The sequence below is a fragment of the Brenneria izadpanahii genome (genome assembly GCF_017569925.1).
GTDB classification, from domain to species: Bacteria; Pseudomonadota; Gammaproteobacteria; order Enterobacterales; family Enterobacteriaceae; genus Brenneria; species Brenneria izadpanahii.
Map to the genome: position 1 here is coordinate 3,987,699 of NZ_CP050854.1, position 20,351 is coordinate 4,008,049.

Sequence of the window (20,351 nt, forward strand, 5' to 3'; positions counted from 1 at the left end):
CGCCCCTCCGATTATTTGCTTGCGGCGTTGTACCAGACGCGAAAGCCATTCCAGGTCCAGTTCTTAATCACCGGACTGATGCCCGCGGTGTTATACATCTGGAACATAATGGCCATCGGCCCTTTCTCCATCACTTCGCGCTGCAGCTCGGCATATCGCTCAATTCGCTTGGCCTCGTCCGCTTCCAGCAGCGCCGCCTCAACCTGCTTATTCAGATCCTCGTTATAAAACGCGGCCCGCCAGCTCGGATACTGCGTGGCGCGGGCATCCTTACTGTTATCAGGGTTGAATACCAGGCGCGATGCGTTGCCATGGGCGTCCGGCACCGAAGTCTGCCACGCCATCATGGCGCTGGAGAACTCGCGCCCGCGCGCCCGGCTGAACAACTGCGCGTTCGCCATGCGTTCCAGCTTCAGCGTGACGCCGATTTTGGCGGCGTTCTGCTGGATGCTTTGCGCGATAGGCGCGGAGTGCGGCAAGGTGCCGAAAATAACGCTGGAGGTGAATCCGTTGGGATAACCGGCTTCGGTCAGCAGCTGTTTGGCTTTTTCCAAATCCAGCTTGAACGGCTGCCCCTGCTGCTCGTCCAGCGCGCCGAATGCGCCGATCTGGACGAAACTGGCGCGGGGAACGCCAAGATACGGCATCACATTTTTGGCCAGGCCGTCGTAGTCGATCAGATAACGCATCGCCAGACGGACTTTTTCATTTTTGAAAATCGGATCTTCGTTATTAAAGGTCCAGAAGAAGAGCTGGGGCTTCAGCACTTTCTCCACCTTGATCTTGCCGCCTTCATCCAGCGTTTTCAGATCGTCGGCGGAGAGATCGCGCGCCACGTCCACATCTCCCTGCGTCAGCAGCAGGCGCTGGGTGCCGGTTTCCGCCACGTGACGGATCAGTACGCGCTTCAGCGCCGGCGGCGTCGACCAGTAGTTGTCCGTCGCCTGTAACACCACGCCTTCGCCGGCGTTCCAGCGCACCAGCTGATAAGGGCCGACGCAGGCGGTGCGGGTGGAGAGATATTTATGGCCGAAGTCGCCGTTCACCGCTTCTTTCTCCAGCAGCTTACGATTCAGCAAGGAGGAAACCACATTCGCGGCAATGGATTGTAATACCAGATTGGTGGGATAGGGCTTATCCAGCTTCATGACCAGCGTTTTATCATCCGGCGCGGCGATCGTCTGGTCGACGTTTTCCTTATTGAATCCATAATCGGTGATGGCGGCGGCATTGCCGTATCCCAATTTAACGATCCGCTGCATCGACCAGGCGAGATCGCCGGCCGTAGCGGGCGAGCCGTCGGGAAATTTCAGGTTATCCTGCAAATGAAAGGTGATCTGCTGATGATCGGGCGACACGTCCCAGCTCTTCGCCAAATTAGGGACGACCTTTTTTTCGTCGCCGGCGTCAAACTTAACCAGCGAATCGCAGGTATTCAGCACAATCTCATTGGTAACCACTTCGCCAATCTGCGCCGGATCCCAGGTGCTGATGGCATCAATATTCCATGCCATGACCAGGGAATCTGACGGCGTGGCGGCATGGGCGTTCGCGACGATCGCGCCTGAAAAAACGAGTGCTGCCGTAATCGTATTGAATTTTATCATTGAACGGACTCCAGCGTATTGAAAAACAAAGGATTAGAGGTTTTCCGGGCGCGGCTGAATCGGCGGTTTGACCTCGGCCGGGATAGGACAGCGGTAAGGGGTTTCCTGTACCTGTACGGCGTGCGCTTGCTTCACCTGCGCCAACAGCGCGTCATCGGTCAACGCATCGACGGCGGTGGCGGCCATGATTTTGGCGACATGAGCCAGCCCCTTATGCGCGGCCGGCATTTTGCCCTGCGCGGTAAGCTGCCACGAGTGGCCCGGCGTGCCGATAGCCATTGTCGGCACATGCGCCTGAACGGTGGGGATCACCCAGCTGACGTCGCCGACATCGGTGGAGCCGATCATGATTTCCCCGTGCACATCCAGCGGAACGATGTAATCACTGAGCGGTTTTAATTCGGCGGGTTTCATCCCCACGCGGCGATAATCGCTGGCGATCTCTTCCGGGCTCAGCGTGGCCTGAATTTCCGCCGCGAAAGCCATATCCGTGTCATCGAAAGGCACCGGGCCCAGCGCCTCGAAATTACGCTGCATCGCTTCTTCCAGCGGTCGGTTGCCCAGCAGATTGGAGACGGCGCTCATAATGCTGATATCCACCTGGGTATCCGTCATCATGGCGGCGCCGTTGGCCACGCGTTTTACCCGCTCGTTGAGATCAAACATGGTCTGCACATCGCGGGCGCGAATCGCATAACGGACGGCGGCCTTGGCCTGCACCACATTGGGCGCGATACCGCCGGAATCGAGCATCGCATAGTGAATGCGGCAATCCTGCGGCACATGTTCGCGCAGAAACTGAACGCCGACATTCATAAGTTCAACCGCGTCCAACGCGCTGCGGCCCAGATGGGGAGAGGCGGCGGCATGCGAGGAGCGGCCGGTAAAGCGGAAATCCATGCGGGTATTGGCCAGAGAGAGCGGTTTCGCCACCTCATGATGCGGGCTTGGATGCCAGGTAATGGCGACATCCACCCCGTCAAACGCGCCGGCGCGCGCCATAAACGACTTGGCCGCCCCGCCCTCTTCCGCCGGACAGCCGTAATACCGCACCCGTCCCGGCTGGCCGGTTTTCTCCAGCCACTCTTTTATCGCCGTCGCCGCCAGCATCGCCGCCGCGCCCAGCAGGTTATGCCCGCAGCCATGACCATTGCCGTTGCCCGGCAACGGCGAAGGTTTGGCGACGCCGGAAGCCTGGCTCAGTCCCGGCAAGGCATCGTATTCGCCCAGAATGGCGATGATCGGGCCGCCCTCGCCGGCCTCGCCCATCACCGCCGTCGGAATATCGGCCACGTTTTCGGTTACGCGGAAACCTTGCTTTTTCAGCATCGCCGTGTGCTCGGCGACCGAACGATATTCCGTATAGCAGATCTCCGGCATACCCCAGACGCGATCGCTCAGATCGCAAAATTCGGCCTTGCTTTCATCCACCAATTTCCAGACTAACGCTTTATTTTTCATGACAATCCCCAGAATTTACCGTTGGATGGGACGACGGGCGCATTAGGCCCTGGAGATTCACAGAATGCGACAAGAATAAGCGGCAATGCCAATGAGCAATTCACACCACCTATTCCAAAAATTCATAGTTTGGCGAAAATCCCGGCTGAAAATTTTTATGGCGGGCTATCTCTGCCCGCGCCTTCGGGATGGGACAGGAAGCCGCTCGCCTTTTGTACTCCGAATTGCCCCGTCTACCGCCGCGCAGATAACGGGATCGATGAAAAGAAAAAGCGGAGGGGTTGGCGGGTGCGGCTTGAGACCAGGCTCGGCACAACGGCGGAAGAAAGATGATGGGGTTAACTCACCGCCAGTTCCGGCAGGACGGAAGCCGCCGCAAGTTGCCAGAACTCTTCCCCCTGACGGTTGCGCAGCGCGGGCTGCCGGTACAGACGGATATCCAACGGCACATCCCAGTGGCTATCGCCTGCGCGCACCAATTCACCGCCGGCAAGCTCATCTTTCATCAGGCTCTCCGGCAACCAGGCGACCCCGCAGCCGGAAAGCGCCATGGCCTTAAGGTTAATCGACATGCTGTTTTCATAAATCGGCTCCAGCGGCAGCGGTTTGACGCTCTGCATTTGCGCAAGCGCATGGGCAAAAAACGAATGCTTGCCATAACTAAGCCAGGGAACCGCATCGCGTGAAAAACCGATGGGATAAAGCGGACGCCCGTGGCTATCCGGGCGACAGACCGCAATCGCGCGCTCTGAGCCCAGCGTCAACATCGGGTAAGCGGAAAGCTGCTTGATTAACGATACCGAATCATGCGCATACGTCAGCAGGAAATCCGTCTCGCCGCTGTGCAACAAAGAAATATGCTCAACAAAGGTCGGCTTTTGATCGCACAGGCGAATGTAACCCATGCGCTGCTGGCTATTAACATGCTTGAACCACTCTGGGAAAAACGTCAGCGATAAGGTATTCAACATGGCGAAGCGCAGAACGGCGGTGCGCTTCTCATAGCGCTGGTGCATATTACTGCGTAAATGCGCCATGGCAAACACGGTTTCATTGGCCGTAGCGAGAAACTCCTGCCCTTCCGGCGTTAAGGTTACAGGATAGGTTTTGCGATCGAATAACGGCACGCCAAGCCACTCTTCCAACTGGCGGATGCGGCGGCTCAGTGCTGATTGCGTAATATGGCGCTCATTGGCGGCGCGAGTGAAGCTATAACAACGAGAGACACTGAGGAAATCTTCAAACCATTTCAATTCCATAGCAAGAAACCTCTGTCTGGACGAAAGGGAACAAAGTCATTTCAACTAGTGGTCAATTTACAAGCAAGAAGCGAGCCACTTTTCAAGCCATATCAAATCAGTTGGTTATATCTATCTTTAAACCAGAGCGCGATGCTAACGGCACAGAAAACCCATACCGATGCACAAAAAAGGTGCAATCCGACGGCATGCAGATAAATAGCTGCGCGGGCGAAATCATCATTCCCCGGTTCTCGCCGAGCAGAATATGCGTCTCACCGGTTTTCAGTTCAAAATCGCCCAGTCAATGCGCGCACGCCGGGATTCCGTTTTTGACTGGCTAGCGCCTGTAGCGGCATAACCGTCTCTAGGATCCCTGGGCAAAAATGCGAACCGCTTCGCGCGGCCAATCAATATTCGCAAAATTAAACACATTTCCAATCGATGCCCGGATAAGGCGGCTTAGCGCACGGAGGATCGCGGCGTACGTCCGGCGAATAAGTACGGTCTACTTTTATATCTTTCTTTCGATTACCGATGAATTTCCAGATAGTAGTCATCCGACAGCAATTCATAGTTCGACGAGCGAGGCACGGGCGCGTAGTTTTTCCAATCGTAGATATACTCATTATTTCCGTTTCTTTCGAAAACAACCGAATGGGCTTCACTGACTTCACCTTGCACCGAAACAATGGCCAAATCAGGCAGGTCACTCCAGTCAACATCCTGATCGTGCCTGCTGGCTTCAACCCCCATGGATTCAAGAATGTCCTGCGCCTCGGTAAAGGTTAATCCTCTTTCGCCATCGAAATCCGCGACAGACTCCGCCTGATCGCGCGCTTCCTTATAAGGTACGCCCGCCACCATCGCAATACAGGCCACCACGCATCCCGGTTCATTCCATCCTTCTCCGCGATCAAAACGTAATGTCGGTCCGTGTGATGAAGCGCTGCCGGCCGGATAAGAGACCTCATGCGACGACATCAATGCCGAATAGCCTTGAGCAAGATGACTTAAATTGCCATAGCCGGGCATGGCGGCAAAACCGGCGGGAAAATACGGCGCTTCCGGCGGCGCGTACTGCGCGTACTGGTAATGGCTGGACTCATGATAAACGTTAGCGTTGTCATACCCATGGTTTACGGCATACGAATGGACGTACCCGGAATTATCGGCATCATGATAATCGTTGGAAGACTCGCCGCTTGCAGACTGCGTATCGTCTGATACAGCGGTGTTGTTAACCGCATCTCTCAAGCGCTGATATGCATTAATGTCATAAAGATAGGGGTTTATATTAAACATTTGATTCCTCCTGAAAAATGGTTTTCCTAAACAGCTACAATGTCTGAACGCGTCATTGATAATGACCGTACAAAAATCTCAGCTTCTTGAGTGGTTCAAACCGCGTTTAGTTCCATCTGATATGGCATCGCCATATGCAAAGCGGCACGTATCGCCGTCGTGCGCCGGAACGTTAATGGAATGAAGTCTGTTGGCGCGGCGGTGAAGGGAAAAAATTTTGCCGCAAGGCCGATCTATCTGGGTCCGGCGCTCCTGATTTGCCTCTCTCCCTTGCAATGCCATCCTCGCTATTACAAGCAAAGTTTGCGAAGCGTTTTCAGTTTTTACCGGTGTCAGTTTACGGGACGCTGGGCTAGTATAGCGGTAGAAAAAAGCCTTAATATCTATCGCGCCGCGCATGGCGAACCGGCTGCCGGCTTATCGGCAATCATTTGATTTATTTGCACTGATTTTCATTTTCAGCAGAAGCGTGTAGGTTATTTGCACCAAAAATATCCGTGCATTATAACCGGCGCCTTAAAACACCCAGTCAGTGAGACACTGTGATACCCGATGAAAACAACAAAAATCACAATTAACTTTAAATTCAATGGACTAAAAAACATAATCGCATGAAAACCACCGATAACCTCGATAACCACACGCCGATGATGCAGCAGTACTTCAAGCTGAAGGCGCAGCATCCGGAGATTCTGCTGTTTTATCGTATGGGCGACTTTTATGAGTTGTTCTATGACGACGCCAAACGGGCATCGCAGCTTTTGGATATCTCGCTGACCAAGCGAGGCGCCTCGGCCGGCGAACCCATCCCGATGGCCGGCGTTCCCCACCATTCCGTCGAGAACTATCTGGCAAAGCTGGTGCAACTGGGCGAATCGGTCGCAATCTGCGAACAGATCGGCGATCCGGCCACCAGCAAAGGGCCGGTAGAGCGCAAGGTGGTGCGCATCGTCACGCCGGGCACCATCAGCGATGAAGCGCTGCTGCAAGAAAAACAGGATAATCTGTTAGCCGCCATCTGGCAGGATGGCCGCGGATTTGGCTATGCCACGCTGGATATCAGTTCCGGCCGTTTCCGCGTAACCGAACCGGCCGATCGGGAAACCATGGTTGCAGAGCTGCAACGAACCAATCCGGCCGAGCTGCTTTATCCTGAATCATTCGAATCCATGTCGTTGATTGAACATCGTCACGGATTACGCCGTCGCCCGCTGTGGGAATTTGAACTGGATACCGCCCGTCAGCAGCTAAATCTGCAATTCGGCACGCGCGACCTCATCGGATTCGGCGTCGAGCAGGCGAAACTCGCGCTGCGGGCCGCCGGCTGCCTGTTGCAATATGCCAAAGATACTCAGCGCACCTCGCTGCCCCATATTCGCAGCATAACCATGGAGCGCCAGCAGGATGGCATCATTATGGATGCCGCCACGCGACGGAACCTGGAACTGACGCAAAACCTTTCCGGCGGAACGGAAAATACATTGGCCGCGGTGTTGGACAGCACGGTAACGCCGATGGGCAGCCGAATGCTCAAGCGCTGGCTGCATATGCCCAGCCGGGACATTGATACGCTGACCAACCGTCAGCAGGCTATCGGCGCCTTGCAGGATCTCACCTCGGAGCTGCAGCCCTATCTGCGCCAGGTCGGTGATTTGGAGCGGATTCTGGCGCGTCTGGCGCTGCGTTCCGCCCGACCGCGCGATTTAGCGCGTATGCGTCACGCCTTCCAGCAGCTTCCCGATATTCGAGCGCTGCTGGCCCCGGTGGAAACCGAGTATGTGCAAACGCTGGTCAGCCAGATCGGCCAGTTCGACGAATTGCGCGGCCTGCTTGAACGCGCGGTCGTGGAATCGCCGCCGGTGCTGGTGCGCGACGGCGGCGTCATCGCCGCCGGTTACAACGCCGAGCTGGATGAATGGCGGGCGCTGGCGGATGGCGCCAGCGATTATCTGGATCGGCTTGAGATCCGTGAACGTGAGAAGCTGGGGATTGATACGCTCAAGGTCGGCTTTAATGGGGTGCATGGTTATTATATCCAGGTCAGCCGCGGTCAAAGCCATCTGGTGCCGATACACTATGTTCGCCGTCAAACGCTGAAAAACGCCGAACGCTATATCATCCCGGAGCTGAAAGAATATGAAGACAAGGTGCTGACCTCCAAAGGCAAGGCGCTGGCGCTGGAAAAAGCCCTCTATGATGAACTGTTCGATCTGTTGCTGCCGCATCTGGCGGAACTGCAACAAAGCGCGGCGGCGTTAGCCGAACTGGACGTATTGTCTAATCTGGCGGAACGCGCCTATACGTTAAACTACGTATGCCCGACGCTCAGCGATAAACCCGGCATCAAAATCATTGGCGGCCGCCACCCGGTGGTGGAACAGGTACTCAGCGAACCCTTTATCTCAAACCCGCTGTCGCTTTCACCGCAGCGCCGCATGCTGATTATCACCGGTCCCAATATGGGCGGGAAAAGCACCTATATGCGTCAGGCGGCATTGATCGTGCTGATGGCGCATATTGGCTGCTTTGTCCCTGCGGATCAGGCGGTTATCGGCCCGGTGGATCGCATTTTCACCCGCGTCGGCGCCGCCGACGATCTGGCTTCCGGCCGTTCGACCTTTATGGTGGAAATGACCGAGACCGCCAATATCCTGCATAACGCGACAGAAAACAGTCTGGTATTGATGGATGAAATCGGCCGCGGCACCTCGACCTATGACGGCTTGTCCCTGGCCTGGGCCTGTGCGGAAAACCTGGCTAACCAAATCAAAGCCATGACGCTGTTCGCCACCCACTATTTCGAACTGACCAACCTGCCGGAAAAAATGGAAGGCGTGGCGAATGTTCATCTGGATGCGCTGGAACATGGCGATACCATCGCCTTTATGCACAGCGTGCAGGATGGCGCGGCCAGCAAAAGCTATGGGCTAGCGGTAGCAGCGCTGGCGGGCGTGCCAAAGGATGTGATTAAGCGAGCGCGGAAAAAGCTCAAAGAGCTGGAAACCTTGTCCAACAACGCATCGGCCAGTCATATCGACGGCGCACAGCTTACGTTGCTCAGCGATGAAGAGCCGTCGCCGGCTGTGGAAGCCCTGGAAGCCATCGATCCCGACACCTTGACGCCGCGTCAGGCGTTGGATTGGTTATACCGACTGAAAAATATGCTGTAATAACCGGCGATATTGCTTACCCAGACAAGAAAGGCGCTGAATTATCAGCGCCTTTTTATCACTCGGCGTTATCCGTAACGGTATCGCAATGCCGCCGCGCATCCATCCTGGTTTTACTATCAGCGTCCGGCACCAACGCCTTGATCGTCCGTCCGTTCTCCATTGAGGGGATTTCGGCAAAATGCGCCGAAAACTCCATAAACACCGGCGCGCCCGCTTCAGGTTCGACCTGCATGTATTCCCGTTCCAACTCGATGTTGTTTGCCACCGCAAAGGTTTTACCCGTAGCGCAATCAGCGAACGCCGCGGCATCAGCCATATAGCGGTACATCCCTTTCATGGGCATCGGCGTATCCGGCAGGGTCAACGCGGTTGCATTCAAACGGTAAGAGAAGGAGGAATTGATAGGCACGCCCTGTTGATCGAGCATTTCCAAATCATTACCCAATGGACGGAAATAGCGCTTTTCACCGTGGCTATCGGTCAACACCAGTTTATCCGCCGTCCGCCGCCATTGACCATACTCAGCAAAGGTATTCGTGCCTTCGCGCGTCGTCTGATAATGCTCCCGCAGAACAAACGTCCCATCCTTTTCCAAAAAGAGTGACGTATCAATACCTTCGCAATCAGCACAGGGCAATATCCCGCGATAACTCTGCGCCATCGGTTTTAATTGTTCTTCTTGTCCCCGTGAACCTGTATGGCACCCAATCAGTACAGATATTACTGCAACCAACAGCGCGCCAACCGCCAGTTTTTTCACCATTATTCTCCTACTGGGTTGGCCTGTTATTATAACCGGCTATTTTACTGATGATTTCTTCTACTTTTCATCAACACCGCGCATAATAATCCTTATTGATGCGCGCTTTGCCAGTCGGCAAATGTGATTTCCAGACTATTCTCACTGTCGGACAACCAGATGGTTCCTTCCTGTAAAGTAGCCTGCAGCGTCATATTTCTCTTTGCCAAAGCGGCGAGTTGGGCCAACTGGCGATCGTCGAGAAAATAGATTGCCAGGTTCTTATATCCCGAGACTTTGCCCGCCATATTTTGCCACCATACCTGCGCGGCACGTTCGCTATAGGCGTACAGCGCGACGGAACGCGACAGGCTGCAGGCTTTCTTCAGACGTTTTTCATCCGGCAACCCCAGTTCGATCCACTTTTCCAGTTCCAGCGTATCGTTACGCAGCCAGATTTCAGGCTCATCATCGGCGCTCAGGCCTTTGGTAAAGCGTAAATTTTCATCCGCATGGCAAATCCAGGCCAGCAAACGCAGCATCATCCGCTGTTCCGTTTCTGAGGGATGTTGAGCGATTGTCAGGTTAGCGTCATAGAAAAAATGGCGGTCCATATCCGCAATGTTGATCGCCGCTTTGTACACCGTTGCTTTTAATGCCATCTGTTACCTCATGTTTATCCGCAGACAGTGTACTTGAGTTGGGACTAACCTCACAGTAAAGGCGATAGCTGTTATGAAACAGACCAATTGGAATGCTGATATCCTAATAAAGCCTATGCTATAGTCGATTTGATAAATAGAGTTTATCTTCGTAGGCTTACAACATCCCCTCGCTGTAAACACGAGGATGCATGAATCCCTACCGGGTTAGGCTTTCAGGGGAGGATATAGTGCAAGAATACTGTGAATTAGTACGCCGCGTATACGCGGAGATCGCCAGCGGCGATCTGGGCTATATACCCGATTCGCTGGGTTGTGTATTGAAAACCCTGGATGGCATCGCTGCTAACAGCGAATTGCCATCCTCTGTCAGGGAACAGGCGGCTTATGCCGCTGCCAACTTATTGGTGAGCGATTATGTCAATGAGTAACGAATATCAACCCATCAACTGTGATGATTATGACAATCTGGAGGCCACCTGCCAGCAGAATTTGATACTGACGCTGGAACTGCGTAATGGTGAAACCGTGATCGGCAAAGCCAGCGACATGATCTCACGTAAACATGTTGAATATTTAGTGATCGAAGAGTCCGGCTCGACGCGTGAACTGCGACTCGATCACATCGTCAGCTTTAGCCACCCTGAAATAGGGAAAGTGGTGGTCAGCGAATCTTGATTCGCATCGATTTTTCTCAAACGGACAACGCACGTTGTCCGTTTTTCTTTCAGAAATCATCAGTCAGCCAGACGATACACCAATCCGGATCGCCCTCTTTCGCCTGACCTGCCAACGTCACAAACCGGCCGGGCGCGGCAATCAACCGATCGTTATAGAAAAGCAAGGGAGTACGATCGCGCAACCATGGCGGCACGCCCAGCTCCTGCCAGATTTTTTTCATCAACCGGCCGCCGCTCCGCCCTACTATATGCACCCGTCCGCCGGCACGGAAACGGATACTGACCTGTTCGTCCGCATTCGGCCGACGCACTCGCGTGCCGTCGTCCCCCAATGATAGTACGCCAGCGCCGTCAGGTAACGTAAGAGGCGCGAACGGCGGCGTCCATGTTAATACGCGGGTTTTCAGCGATTGCAGCGGCGGCAGCACATAAAGATGCTGTCGAAAACGCCGAATCTGCCGCTGGTTAAGCTGTAGCAGCGGCTCGGCATCCTGACGGCTAACGGCAACCTCATGCCACAATCGCTGCAATTGATCGCGGGCGGGCATCTGCGCTCCCCGCGCCGCCAGCCAGCGACGCAGCAATGCAAATCTCCGCACCGGACTGAGCGGCAGCAGGCCGTCAATGCTTAGGGAGCCATCCGGCTGACACAGCGCCTGCAAGGAATCAGCCAAAAGCTCGTCAAGCAGTTGTTCCTGTTCGGCGCATAGCTGCGCGCTGCGCGCAACCGCCGTAGGGAAATGCGGCCAGCGTTCGGTTAATTGGGGAAGTATCTTTTTACGCAGAAAGTTACGATCGAAGCGTTCATCCTGATTGCTGTCATCCTCGATCCAACGCAATTGGCGGCATCGCGCATACTTCTCCAACTGTTGGCGGGAAAAACCGAGTAAAGGCCGTAGCAGCGCGTGGTCGCCTAATGTCGTTTGGGAGGCCATCGCTGAAAGCCCGGCAGGACCGCTGCCGCGTTTGAGCGCCAGTAAAAACGTTTCACTTTGGTCGTCAAGATGCTGCGCCGTCAGCAAAACTTCATCGTCCAACAAGTGCGAATTCAGCGCCTGATAGCGCGCCTCTCTTGCCGCCGCCTCAACGCCGCCGTTTTGCGCATCGACGGTAACGCTAAGCTCGGCAAACGGCACCTGCCATTGCCGGCATTGCTGACGGCAGTGCTCGGCCCAGCTATCCGCCAACGGGTTCAAACCGTGATGAACGTAAGCCGCGCGCACCGCAATATCGTTATTACGTTGGCGTAATTCCACCATCAAATGCAGTAAAACGCTGGAATCCAGCCCGCCGCTGTAAGCCACCAGGATCCGCCGATATTCAGCCAGTTGAGCGATAAGGGAGGCAAGTAAAGGGCTTTCGGGCGTAGCGCTGTTCACCGTGTCAAATCTCATACAGTTCTAAAGGCAATCCATCAGGATCGCAGAAGAAGGTAAACCGCCTCTGCGTTTCAGGATCGATGCGCACCGGCTCGCAAACCACGCCCGCCTGAGCGAGCGCGGCGCTGGCCTGTTCCACGCTTTCAACCGAGAAGGCCAGATGGCGCAAGCCGCAGGCTTCAGGCCGGCTAACGCGATCCGGCGGTTTCGGGAATGAAAACAGCTCAATGGTATAGCGCCCATTCAGCGCCAAATCCCCTTTCCAGGAATCCCGCGCGGCGCGATACACCTCATTAATCAGTGTAAAACCCAGCACGTCGCAATAGAAAGCCTTACTGCGTTCATAGTCAGAGGCAATAATTGCAATATGATGCGTATCAATGAGTTTTAGCATAAATCCCACGTTGATTGATGATGTTCGGCCCAGGTTATCTGCAAATCGCGCATTTATCGCTAGAGCGACGCAATTCAAACGGAGCAGGAAAAATCATAGCAAAAAGTCCGCTCTCATTGCTGACAGCGGACTTTTAAATAGTAACCCGATGAATAAATCAGCAGTAGCCGTAATTCATCAGACGCTGATAACGGCGGTTAAGCAGCTCTTCTTCATCCAGCGCATCCAGATCCTGGAGATCGGCCAGCAGTTGCGCCTTCAGCGATTCAGACATCGTCGCCACGTCCCGATGCGCGGAACCCAGCGGTTCCGGGATCACGCTGTCAATCAGCTTCAGCTCTTTCAAGCGCTGAGCCGTAATGCCCATCGCTTCTGCGGCCAACGGCGCTTTATCCGCGCTCTTCCACAAAATAGAGGCGCAGCCCTCCGGTGAAATCACCGAATAGGTGCTGTATTGCAACATGTTGACCTTGTCGCCCACGCCGATAGCCAGCGCGCCGCCGGAACCGCCTTCACCGATAACGGTACAGACGATCGGCACGCGCAGGCAGGACATTTCCCGCAGATTGCGAGCAATGGCTTCCGACTGCCCGCGCTCCTCGGCCCCGACGCCCGGATAAGCGCCCGGCGTGTCGATAAACGTGATGATCGGTAGTTTGAAACGTTCCGCCATTTCCATCAGACGCAGAGCCTTACGATAGCCTTCCGGCGCAGGCATGCCGAAATTACGACGGATTTTCTCTTTGGTTTCGCGGCCTTTCTGATGACCAATAATCATCACCGGACGTCCGTCCAGACGCGCAATGCCGCCAACAATCGCTTTGTCATCGGCATAGGCGCGATCGCCCGCCAGTTCATCAAAGTCGGTAAAGATATGCTTGATGTAATCCAGCGTATAAGGACGCATTGGATGACGAGCCAACTGGGCGACTTGCCAGGCCCCCAGATCGGAGAAAATTTTACGCGTCAGTTCAACACTCTTCTCACGCAGGCGCTGGACTTCTTCATCCAGATTAATATCTAATTTTTCGTCTTGACGGCTGACTGCGGTCAGCGAGTCAATTTTCGCTTCCAACTCTGCAATCGGCTGCTCAAAATCAAGAAAATTCAGACTCATAGTATTCCTATATTAGTCAAATTCCAGTTCCACCTGTTCATTACCCACTAATGTGCGCAGATCGTTCAGCAACACATCGGTCGGCGTTATCCGCCATGCCGCACCGAAGCGTAACCGGGCGCGCGCATCTTCACGTTGATAATAGAGATGCACTGGGATCGTCCCCGATCGGTGCGGTTCCAACGATTCGCGGAGACGGTTTAATAACTGGTCATCAATTTGCCTGTCAGTCAGAGAGATAGCAAGCCCGCGCGCATATTTTTCCCGCGCTTCGCTGATATCCATTAACTCGCGGACGGTCATTTTAAGCCCGCCGCTAAAGTCATCAAAGCTGACCTGTCCACTGGCGATCAGAATACGGTCTTTTTCCAATAAATGCTGATATTTTTCCAACGCATCGGTAAACAGCATTATCTCAAGGCGACCGGAACGATCGTCCAGCGTACAAACGCCAATACGGTTTCCCCGTTTGGTAACCATTACCCTGGCCGCCAACACCAGGCCGACGGCCGTGGTCATTTTGCCCCGTTCCGTCGGATGCATATCTTTTAAACGTACGCCGCCGGCATAACGTTCTATTTCCTTAATGTATTGGGTGATCGGGTGGCCGGTAAGGTAAAGCCCCAGCGTTTCCCGCTCACCGTCCAGCACCACCTGTTCCGGCCAGGGCGGTACCGTGCTGTAGGACTGCTCAACCTGCTCGGGCGCATCCGCCAGCACGCCAAACATATCCACCTGACCGATGGCTTCGGCCTTGGCATGTTGATCGGCCGCTTTCAGCGCATCCCCCAGCGAATTCATCAACGCGGCGCGGTGCGGCCCCAGGCGATCGAACGCCCCGGACATGATCAGTTTTTCCAGCACCCGGCGATTCAGTTTCTTAATATCGGTACGGGCGCAGAGATCGAACAGTTCTTTAAAATAGCCGCCCCGATTGCGCGCTTCGATGATCGCTTCAATCGGCCCTTCGCCCACGCCTTTAATCGCCCCGATGCCGTAAACGATCTCGCCGTCGTCGTTGACGTGAAAATGGTAAAGTCCGCTGTTAATATCCGGCGGCAGAATTTTCAACCCCATGCGCCAGCATTCGTCCACCAGCCCCACCACTTTATCGGTGTTATCCATATCGGCGGTCATCACCGCCGCCATGAATTCCGCCGGATAATGCGCTTTCAGCCACAGGGTCTGATAGGAGACCAGCGCATAGGCCGCCGAGTGGGATTTGTTAAAGCCATAGCCGGCGAATTTTTCCACCAGGTCAAAGATTTTCATCGACAGTTCGCCGTCGATGCCCATCCTTTCCGCGCCCTCTTTAAATACCGAGCGCTGTTTCGCCATCTCTTCCGGCTTTTTCTTACCCATGGCGCGGCGCAGCATATCCGCGCCGCCCAGCGTATACCCCGCCAGAACCTGGGCGATCTGCATCACCTGTTCCTGATACAGAATAATACCATAGGTCGGTTCCAGCACCGGTTTCAGCGACTCATGCTGCCATTCGATATCGGGGTATGAAATCGCTTCGCGGCCGTGCTTACGGTCGATAAAGTTATCCACCATGCCGGACTGCAACGGGCCGGGACGGAACAGGGCCACCAACGCTATCATATCTTCAAAGCAGTCGGGCTTCAGGCGTTTGATCAAATCCTTCATGCCGCGCGATTCAAGCTGGAACACCGCCGTGGTTTCCGAGCGTTGCAGCATGTCAAAGCTCTTTTTATCATCCAGCGGGATCGCGGCAATGTCGATCGGCTCAAGGCCTTGCTTGGCCCGCCGCGCGTTGATCATCTCCAACGCCCAGTCGATGATGGTCAGCGTACGCAGGCCGAGGAAGTCGAATTTCACCAGACCGGCATATTCAACGTCGCTTTTATCGAACTGGGTAACCGGATGGTTGCCCTCCGCATCGCAATACAGCGGGGCAAAATCCGTGATTTTGGTCGGGGAGATAACCACCCCGCCGGCATGTTTCCCCGCATTGCGCGTAACGCCTTCCAGCTTACGCGCCATGTCGATTAGCGCCCTGACTTCCTCATCGGCTTCATAGATTTCAGGTAGCTGTGGTTCGGCCGCGAACGCTTTTTCCAGCGTCATTCCCGGATCGGGCGGCACCAGTTTGGAAATGCGATCGACAAAACCGTAAGGATGACCCAGCACCCGTCCCACGTCGCGGATAACCGCTTTGGCCGCCATAGTACCGAAAGTAATAATCTGCGATACCGCATCCCGTCCGTACATATCGGCAACGTGGTCGATCACCCTGTCGCGTTTTTCCATGCAGAAGTCAACGTCAAAGTCGGGCATGGAAACACGTTCGGGGTTCAGGAAACGTTCGAACAGCAGGTCGAACTCCAGCGGATCCAAATCGGTGATTTTCAACGAGTAGGCCACCAGCGACCCCGCCCCCGATCCGCGTCCTGGCCCGACCGGAACATCGTTATCCTTGGACCACTGGATAAACTCCATCACGATGAGAAAGTAGCCGGGGAACCCCATCTGGTTGATAACCTGAAGTTCCGTTTCCAGACGTTCATCATAGGCGGGGCGTTTAGCCGCCCGCTCTTCCGGATCGGGGAACAGGAACGCCAGGCGCTCCTCCAGCCCTTCCCTGGCCCGCTTGACCAGATAATCATCGGTGGACATATCCCCGGTCGGGAACTGCGGCAGGAAATATTCGCCCAACCGGATGGTTACGTTACAGCGTTTGGCTATTTCGACGCTATTAGTCAGCGCTTCGGGAATATCGGCAAACAGCTCGCACATCTCATCTTCGGAGCGCATATACTGTTGCGGACTGTAATTTCGCGGCCGTTTGGGATCGTCCAGCGTGTAGCCATCATGGATCGCCACGCGGATTTCATGCGCGTCGAAATCATCTTCGCTGATAAAACGGACGTCATTGGTCGCGACAACCGGCAGTTCGTGCTTAATGGCCAGTTCAACCGCGGCATGCAGATAGTTCTCTTCATCCTGACGCCCGGTGCGGATAAGCTCCAGATAATAACGATAAGGGAAATGCTGCTGATAGAAGGCCAGGCATTGCTCAACCTGCGCCTGATTTCCGCGCAGCAGGAATTTGCCGATGTCGCCGTGACGGCCGCCGGACAGCAGCAGTAATCCTTTGCTGTATTCAATCAGCCAATCGCGATCGATGGTCGGGCCTTCGGCTCCGTAACCGCGTTGATAGGCATGGGATATCAGTAACGTGAGATTCTGGTAGCCCTCATTATCCAGCGCCAGTATCGTGAGCTGCGCAAGTTCATCGCCCAACTCTTCGCTCGCGACATAAAAATCCGCGCCGACAATTGGCTTGATACCGTCGCCGTGAGCGCCGCCGTAAAACTTTACCAGCCCGCACAGGTTAGTGAAATCGGTAATCGCCAGCGCCGGCATGCCTAGCGCCGCCGCTTTTTTTACCAGCGGCCCGACTTTTGCCAGCCCATCGATCATGGAATAGTCACTATGAACACGCAGGTGAACAAAACGTGGCTCGGCCATATCCAGATCCCAGAATTCTTCGATTCGTCAGCGCTGCAATAAAAAGATTATTACAGCAGTTAAAAGTAAGGATGAACGTATGTTACGCCAATCCTAACGCCCGTTTAACCGGGGCAAAACTCCGGCGGTGGTACGCGGTGGCGCCCAGCGCCGCCAGTCTCTCCAGATGAAAAGCGGTCGGATAGCCTTTGTGTTGCGCAAACCCATAATCCGGAAACAGCTTATCCAATTCGACCATCTCGCGATCGCGCGTCACCTTCGCCATAATCGACGCCGCGCTAATCTCCATAACAAGGCTATCGCCTTTCACTACGGCCTGCGCCGGCATCGGCAAAGCCGGGCAGCGATTGCCATCGATAAGCACAAAATCCGGCGTCAATGACAGCCCGGCCACCGCCCGCTGCATCGCCAACATGGTGGCATGCAATATATTTAACCGGTCGATCTCTTCCGGTTCGGCCCGTCCCAGACTCCAGGACAGCGCTTTTTCTTTTATTTCGTCATAGAGCGCCAGCCGGCGTTTTTCGCTTAGCTGCTTCGAATCCGCCAGCCCGACGATCGGCCGGGAAGGATCGAGAATAACCGCGGCGGTGACGACTGCGCCCACCAGAGGTCCGCGTCCTACCTCATCAACCCCCGCAATGCAACAATATGCCTGCGGGTAGAGAAACGTATGACTCATGATTTTACTAATTCCAATACGGCTTGCGCCGCCTGCTCATCGGCATTGCAGCGAATTTGCTGGTGCAAATCCAGGAACGTTGCCCGCAAAGCGGCGATCTTATGCTCATCCGCCAGCCAGGGCGTCAGCGCCGCCGCCAGTTTATCCGGCGTGCAGTCCGTTTGCAGCAGTTCCGTCACTAGCTCGCGACCGGCCAGCAGATTGGGCAGGGAAACCCAGGGCGTTTTCACCAGTTTGCGCGCCAGCCAGAAGGTGAAAGGCTTCATGCGATACCCTACCACCATCGGACATTTCGCCAACATGCATTCCAGCGCGGCAGTGCCCGAAGCCAGCAGGGTGGCGTCGCTGGCGATCATCGCTTCGCGCGCGCGTCCGTCCAGGAGATGAACCGGTAAATCCGGCGCAACGCTATCTTTTATCCGATCAAACTGCTCGCGCCGTTTGCTGTTAACCAGCGGCACCACAATCTCCAGATCGGGGAAACGCTGACGCAGCAGTTTGGCGGTATTAAGAAAGACTTCGCCGAGCATCTCAACCTCGGCGCCACGGCTGCCGGGCAACAGCGCCAGGCAACGGGCATCGATAGGCAGCCCTAAAGCCGCTCTGGCGGCTCTTTTATCCGGATGCAACGGCATGGCGTCAGCCATTGTATGACCGATAAAGCGACAGGGAACATTAAAACGATCGTAAAACGCTTTTTCAAAAGGAAGAAACGCCAAAACCAGGTTGGTCGATTTACCTATTTTGAAAACACGTTTTTGACGCCAGGCCCAAACGGACGGGCTGACATAGTGAATGGTGTTAATACCCCGCCGTTTCAGGTTGCCTTCCAGCGTAATATTAAAATCCGGCGCATCGATGCCGACGAAAACATCGGGCTTCAGTTCGCTAAAACGCTGAGTTAAATCGCGGCGAATTTTCAGCAAACGAGGCAAACGTTCGAGCACCTCAACGATGCCCATGACGGCCAGCTCTTCCATCTCGTACCAGGCTTCGCAACCTTCAGCCTGCATATGCGGTCCGGCGACGCCAACGAAACGAGCATCAGGAACTTTCTCTTTAAGCGCGCGGATCAATCCCGCGCCAAGAATATCGCCGGAGGTTTCTCCGGCAACCAATCCGATAACCAAAGGACGCTGCGTCATGGATTAACGGATGATACCGCGGGTAGAACGGCTGAAGAAATCAACAAAGGCCTGCACCGCCGGATACTTCTGCGCCAGCGCTTCAATTTCCGGCCTCACTTCGTCCAGCGTTTTACCGCTGCGGTAAATCAGCTTATAGACATTGCGGATGGCATGCTGCGTTTCTTTTTCAAAACCGCGGCGTTTCAATCCTTCAATATTCAAGCCGAACGGCGTGGCATGATTTCCCTGCGCGATAACGTAAGGAGGAACATCCTGCGCCACGCCGGAACATCCGCCGACCATGACATGAGCGCCGATGATGCAGAATTGGTGTACCGCCGTCATACCGCCGATAATCGCAAAATCATCTACGGACACGTGTCCGCCCAGCGTCGCGTTATTGGCAAAGATACAGCGATTGCCGACCACGCAATCATGCGCGATATGCGTATTGACCATCAGCAGATTATCGCTGCCGACTTTGGTCAACCCACCACCTTGTTCCGTACCACGGTGAATAGTGACGCTCTCGCGGATACGGTTACGATCGCCGATCTCGACGCGAGTCGGCTCTCCTGCATACTTCAGATCCTGATTCACTTCGCCGATTGAGGCGAACTGATAGATTTCGTTATCGCGGCCAATCTTGGTTACACCATTAACCACGACGTGCGACTTCAACACAGTACCTGCACCGATCTCAACCTGAGAACCGATATAACAGAATGGGCCGATATGCACACCGGCGCCAACGACGGCGCCGTCTTCAACAATGGAACTGGGATGAACAAAGGCGGTTTGATCAATCACGGTATCAGGCCTCCCGACGACGAGCACACATCATTGACGCTTCACAAGCGATCTCACCATCAACTTTAGCAACGCCTTTAAAACGTGCAACGCCGCGACGCTCTTTGATAAATTCAACCTCAAGGATCATCTGATCCCCAGGCTCTACAGGGCGTTTAAAACGCGCTTCATCAATTGCCGCAAAGTAATAAAGTTCACCTGGCTCAAGCTTGCCGACGCTTTTAAACGCCAGAATACCCGTTGCCTGAGCCATTGCTTCCAGAATCAACACGCCAGGGAAGATAGGTTTGCCCGGAAAGTGACCTTGAAAGAAAGGTTCATTAAAAGAGACGTTTTTCACCGCCCGCAAAAATTTTCCTTCTTCAAAATCCAGTACACGGTCAACCAGCAAAAACGGGAAGCGGTGCGGTAATAATTCTAAAATCTCTTCAATATGCAGAGTATGAGTGTCAGTAGTCAAAATACTCTTCCTGTCCATAAAA

17 protein-coding genes are annotated in these 20,351 nt (G+C 54.7%); 3 read left to right on the forward strand and 14 right to left on the reverse strand.

What is annotated here, in order from left to right; translation table 11 throughout:
• Window positions 1-11 precede the first annotated feature (11 nt).
• The 4 genes from HC231_RS17775 to HC231_RS17790 all read right to left on the reverse strand — a co-directional run bounded on the left by HC231_RS17775 (window position 12) and on the right by HC231_RS17790 (window position 5,611).
• Window positions 12-1,607, reverse strand: a complete 1,596-nt coding sequence (locus tag HC231_RS17775) for an ABC transporter substrate-binding protein (protein WP_208228057.1) — start codon at window positions 1,605-1,607, stop codon at window positions 12-14.
• A 33-nt stretch (window positions 1,608-1,640) separates the two neighbouring features.
• Entirely contained in the window at window positions 1,641-3,068 is a 1,428-nt protein-coding gene (locus HC231_RS17780; RefSeq protein WP_208228058.1) for a M20 family metallopeptidase, read from the reverse strand.
• Window positions 3,069-3,406: 338 nt separating this feature from the next.
• Window positions 3,407-4,327 carry a LysR family transcriptional regulator gene (locus HC231_RS17785; protein WP_208228059.1) on the reverse strand — a complete coding sequence of 307 codons (921 nt, stop codon included), beginning with the start codon at window positions 4,325-4,327 and terminating at the stop codon, window positions 3,407-3,409.
• Window positions 4,328-4,837: 510 nt separating this feature from the next.
• Entirely contained in the window at window positions 4,838-5,611 is a 774-nt protein-coding gene (locus tag HC231_RS17790) for a cysteine peptidase family C39 domain-containing protein (RefSeq protein WP_208228060.1), read from the reverse strand.
• Window positions 5,612-6,222: 611 nt separating this feature from the next.
• Between HC231_RS17790 and mutS the strand changes: the two genes are divergently transcribed.
• Entirely contained in the window at window positions 6,223-8,781 is a 2,559-nt protein-coding gene (mutS, locus tag HC231_RS17795; RefSeq protein WP_208228061.1) for a DNA mismatch repair protein MutS, read from the forward strand.
• Between the two features lie 58 nt (window positions 8,782-8,839).
• On the opposite strand, the gene nlpE is transcribed toward mutS, so the two are convergent.
• Window positions 8,840-9,544, reverse strand: coding sequence for an envelope stress response activation lipoprotein NlpE (gene nlpE, locus HC231_RS17800; protein WP_425490562.1), 705 nt, complete (start codon window positions 9,542-9,544; stop codon window positions 8,840-8,842).
• Between the two features lie 92 nt (window positions 9,545-9,636).
• Window positions 9,637-10,185 (reverse strand): YaeQ family protein, encoded by a 549-nt coding sequence (locus tag HC231_RS17805; RefSeq protein WP_208228063.1) that lies wholly within the window; start codon window positions 10,183-10,185, stop codon window positions 9,637-9,639.
• A 230-nt stretch (window positions 10,186-10,415) separates the two neighbouring features.
• Here HC231_RS17805 and HC231_RS17810 point away from each other — a divergent pair, with 230 nt between their 5' ends.
• Window positions 10,416-10,616 (forward strand): YaeP family protein, encoded by a 201-nt coding sequence (locus HC231_RS17810; RefSeq protein ID WP_208228064.1) that lies wholly within the window; start codon window positions 10,416-10,418, stop codon window positions 10,614-10,616.
• Window positions 10,603-10,863, forward strand: coding sequence for a Rho-binding antiterminator (gene rof / locus HC231_RS17815; protein WP_208228065.1), 261 nt, complete (start codon window positions 10,603-10,605; stop codon window positions 10,861-10,863). The genes HC231_RS17810 and rof overlap by 14 nt, the downstream gene beginning before the upstream one ends.
• A 49-nt stretch (window positions 10,864-10,912) precedes the next feature.
• Here rof and tilS read toward each other — a convergent pair whose 3' ends face one another.
• The 8 genes from tilS to fabZ all read right to left on the reverse strand — a co-directional run bounded on the left by tilS (window position 10,913) and on the right by fabZ (window position 20,347).
• Entirely contained in the window at window positions 10,913-12,259 is a 1,347-nt protein-coding gene (tilS, locus tag HC231_RS17820) for a tRNA lysidine(34) synthetase TilS (protein ID WP_208228066.1), read from the reverse strand.
• Entirely contained in the window at window positions 12,249-12,638 is a 390-nt protein-coding gene (locus tag HC231_RS17825) for a VOC family protein (protein ID WP_208228067.1), read from the reverse strand. The genes tilS and HC231_RS17825 overlap by 11 nt, the downstream gene beginning before the upstream one ends.
• Window positions 12,639-12,795: 157 nt before the next feature.
• Window positions 12,796-13,755 (reverse strand): acetyl-CoA carboxylase carboxyl transferase subunit alpha, encoded by a 960-nt coding sequence (accA, locus tag HC231_RS17830; RefSeq protein WP_208228068.1) that lies wholly within the window; start codon window positions 13,753-13,755, stop codon window positions 12,796-12,798.
• Window positions 13,756-13,767: 12 nt separating this feature from the next.
• Window positions 13,768-17,250, reverse strand: coding sequence for a DNA polymerase III subunit alpha (gene dnaE, locus HC231_RS17835; RefSeq protein WP_208228069.1), 3,483 nt, complete (start codon window positions 17,248-17,250; stop codon window positions 13,768-13,770).
• Between the two features lie 82 nt (window positions 17,251-17,332).
• Window positions 17,333-17,932, reverse strand: a complete 600-nt coding sequence (gene rnhB, locus HC231_RS17840) for a ribonuclease HII (protein ID WP_208228070.1) — start codon at window positions 17,930-17,932, stop codon at window positions 17,333-17,335.
• Window positions 17,929-19,077, reverse strand: coding sequence for a lipid-A-disaccharide synthase (lpxB, locus tag HC231_RS17845; protein WP_208228071.1), 1,149 nt, complete (start codon window positions 19,075-19,077; stop codon window positions 17,929-17,931). Before lpxB ends, rnhB begins: the two co-directional genes overlap by 4 nt.
• A 3-nt stretch (window positions 19,078-19,080) precedes the next feature.
• Window positions 19,081-19,869, reverse strand: a complete 789-nt coding sequence (lpxA, locus tag HC231_RS17850; protein ID WP_208228072.1) for an acyl-ACP--UDP-N-acetylglucosamine O-acyltransferase — start codon at window positions 19,867-19,869, stop codon at window positions 19,081-19,083.
• 4 nt (window positions 19,870-19,873) lie between these two features.
• Window positions 19,874-20,347 carry a 3-hydroxyacyl-ACP dehydratase FabZ gene (fabZ, locus tag HC231_RS17855; RefSeq protein WP_183092042.1) on the reverse strand — a complete coding sequence of 158 codons (474 nt, stop codon included), beginning with the start codon at window positions 20,345-20,347 and terminating at the stop codon, window positions 19,874-19,876.
• Window positions 20,348-20,351 lie beyond the last annotated feature (4 nt).

Coding starts and splice junctions, on each gene's coding strand:
- lpxB (WP_208228071.1), bottom strand. CDS start 19,077: ATGACGCAGCGTCCTTTGGTTATCGGATTGGTTGCCGGAGAAACCTCC.
- mutS (WP_208228061.1), top strand. CDS start 6,223: ATGAAAACCACCGATAACCTCGATAACCACACGCCGATGATGCAGCAG.
- accA (WP_208228068.1), bottom strand. CDS start 13,755: ATGAGTCTGAATTTTCTTGATTTTGAGCAGCCGATTGCAGAGTTGGAA.
- HC231_RS17805 (WP_208228063.1), bottom strand. CDS start 10,185: ATGGCATTAAAAGCAACGGTGTACAAAGCGGCGATCAACATTGCGGAT.
- HC231_RS17790 (WP_208228060.1), bottom strand. CDS start 5,611: ATGTTTAATATAAACCCCTATCTTTATGACATTAATGCATATCAGCGC.
- tilS (WP_208228066.1), bottom strand. CDS start 12,259: ATGAGATTTGACACGGTGAACAGCGCTACGCCCGAAAGCCCTTTACTT.
- rnhB (WP_208228070.1), bottom strand. CDS start 17,932: ATGAGTCATACGTTTCTCTACCCGCAGGCATATTGTTGCATTGCGGGG.
- dnaE (WP_208228069.1), bottom strand. CDS start 17,250: ATGGCCGAGCCACGTTTTGTTCACCTGCGTGTTCATAGTGACTATTCC.
- HC231_RS17825 (WP_208228067.1), bottom strand. CDS start 12,638: ATGCTAAAACTCATTGATACGCATCATATTGCAATTATTGCCTCTGAC.
- HC231_RS17775 (WP_208228057.1), bottom strand. CDS start 1,607: ATGATAAAATTCAATACGATTACGGCAGCACTCGTTTTTTCAGGCGCG.
- HC231_RS17785 (WP_208228059.1), bottom strand. CDS start 4,327: ATGGAATTGAAATGGTTTGAAGATTTCCTCAGTGTCTCTCGTTGTTAT.
- HC231_RS17780 (WP_208228058.1), bottom strand. CDS start 3,068: ATGAAAAATAAAGCGTTAGTCTGGAAATTGGTGGATGAAAGCAAGGCC.
- rof (WP_208228065.1), top strand. CDS start 10,603: ATGTCAATGAGTAACGAATATCAACCCATCAACTGTGATGATTATGAC.
- fabZ (WP_183092042.1), bottom strand. CDS start 20,347: ATGGACAGGAAGAGTATTTTGACTACTGACACTCATACTCTGCATATT.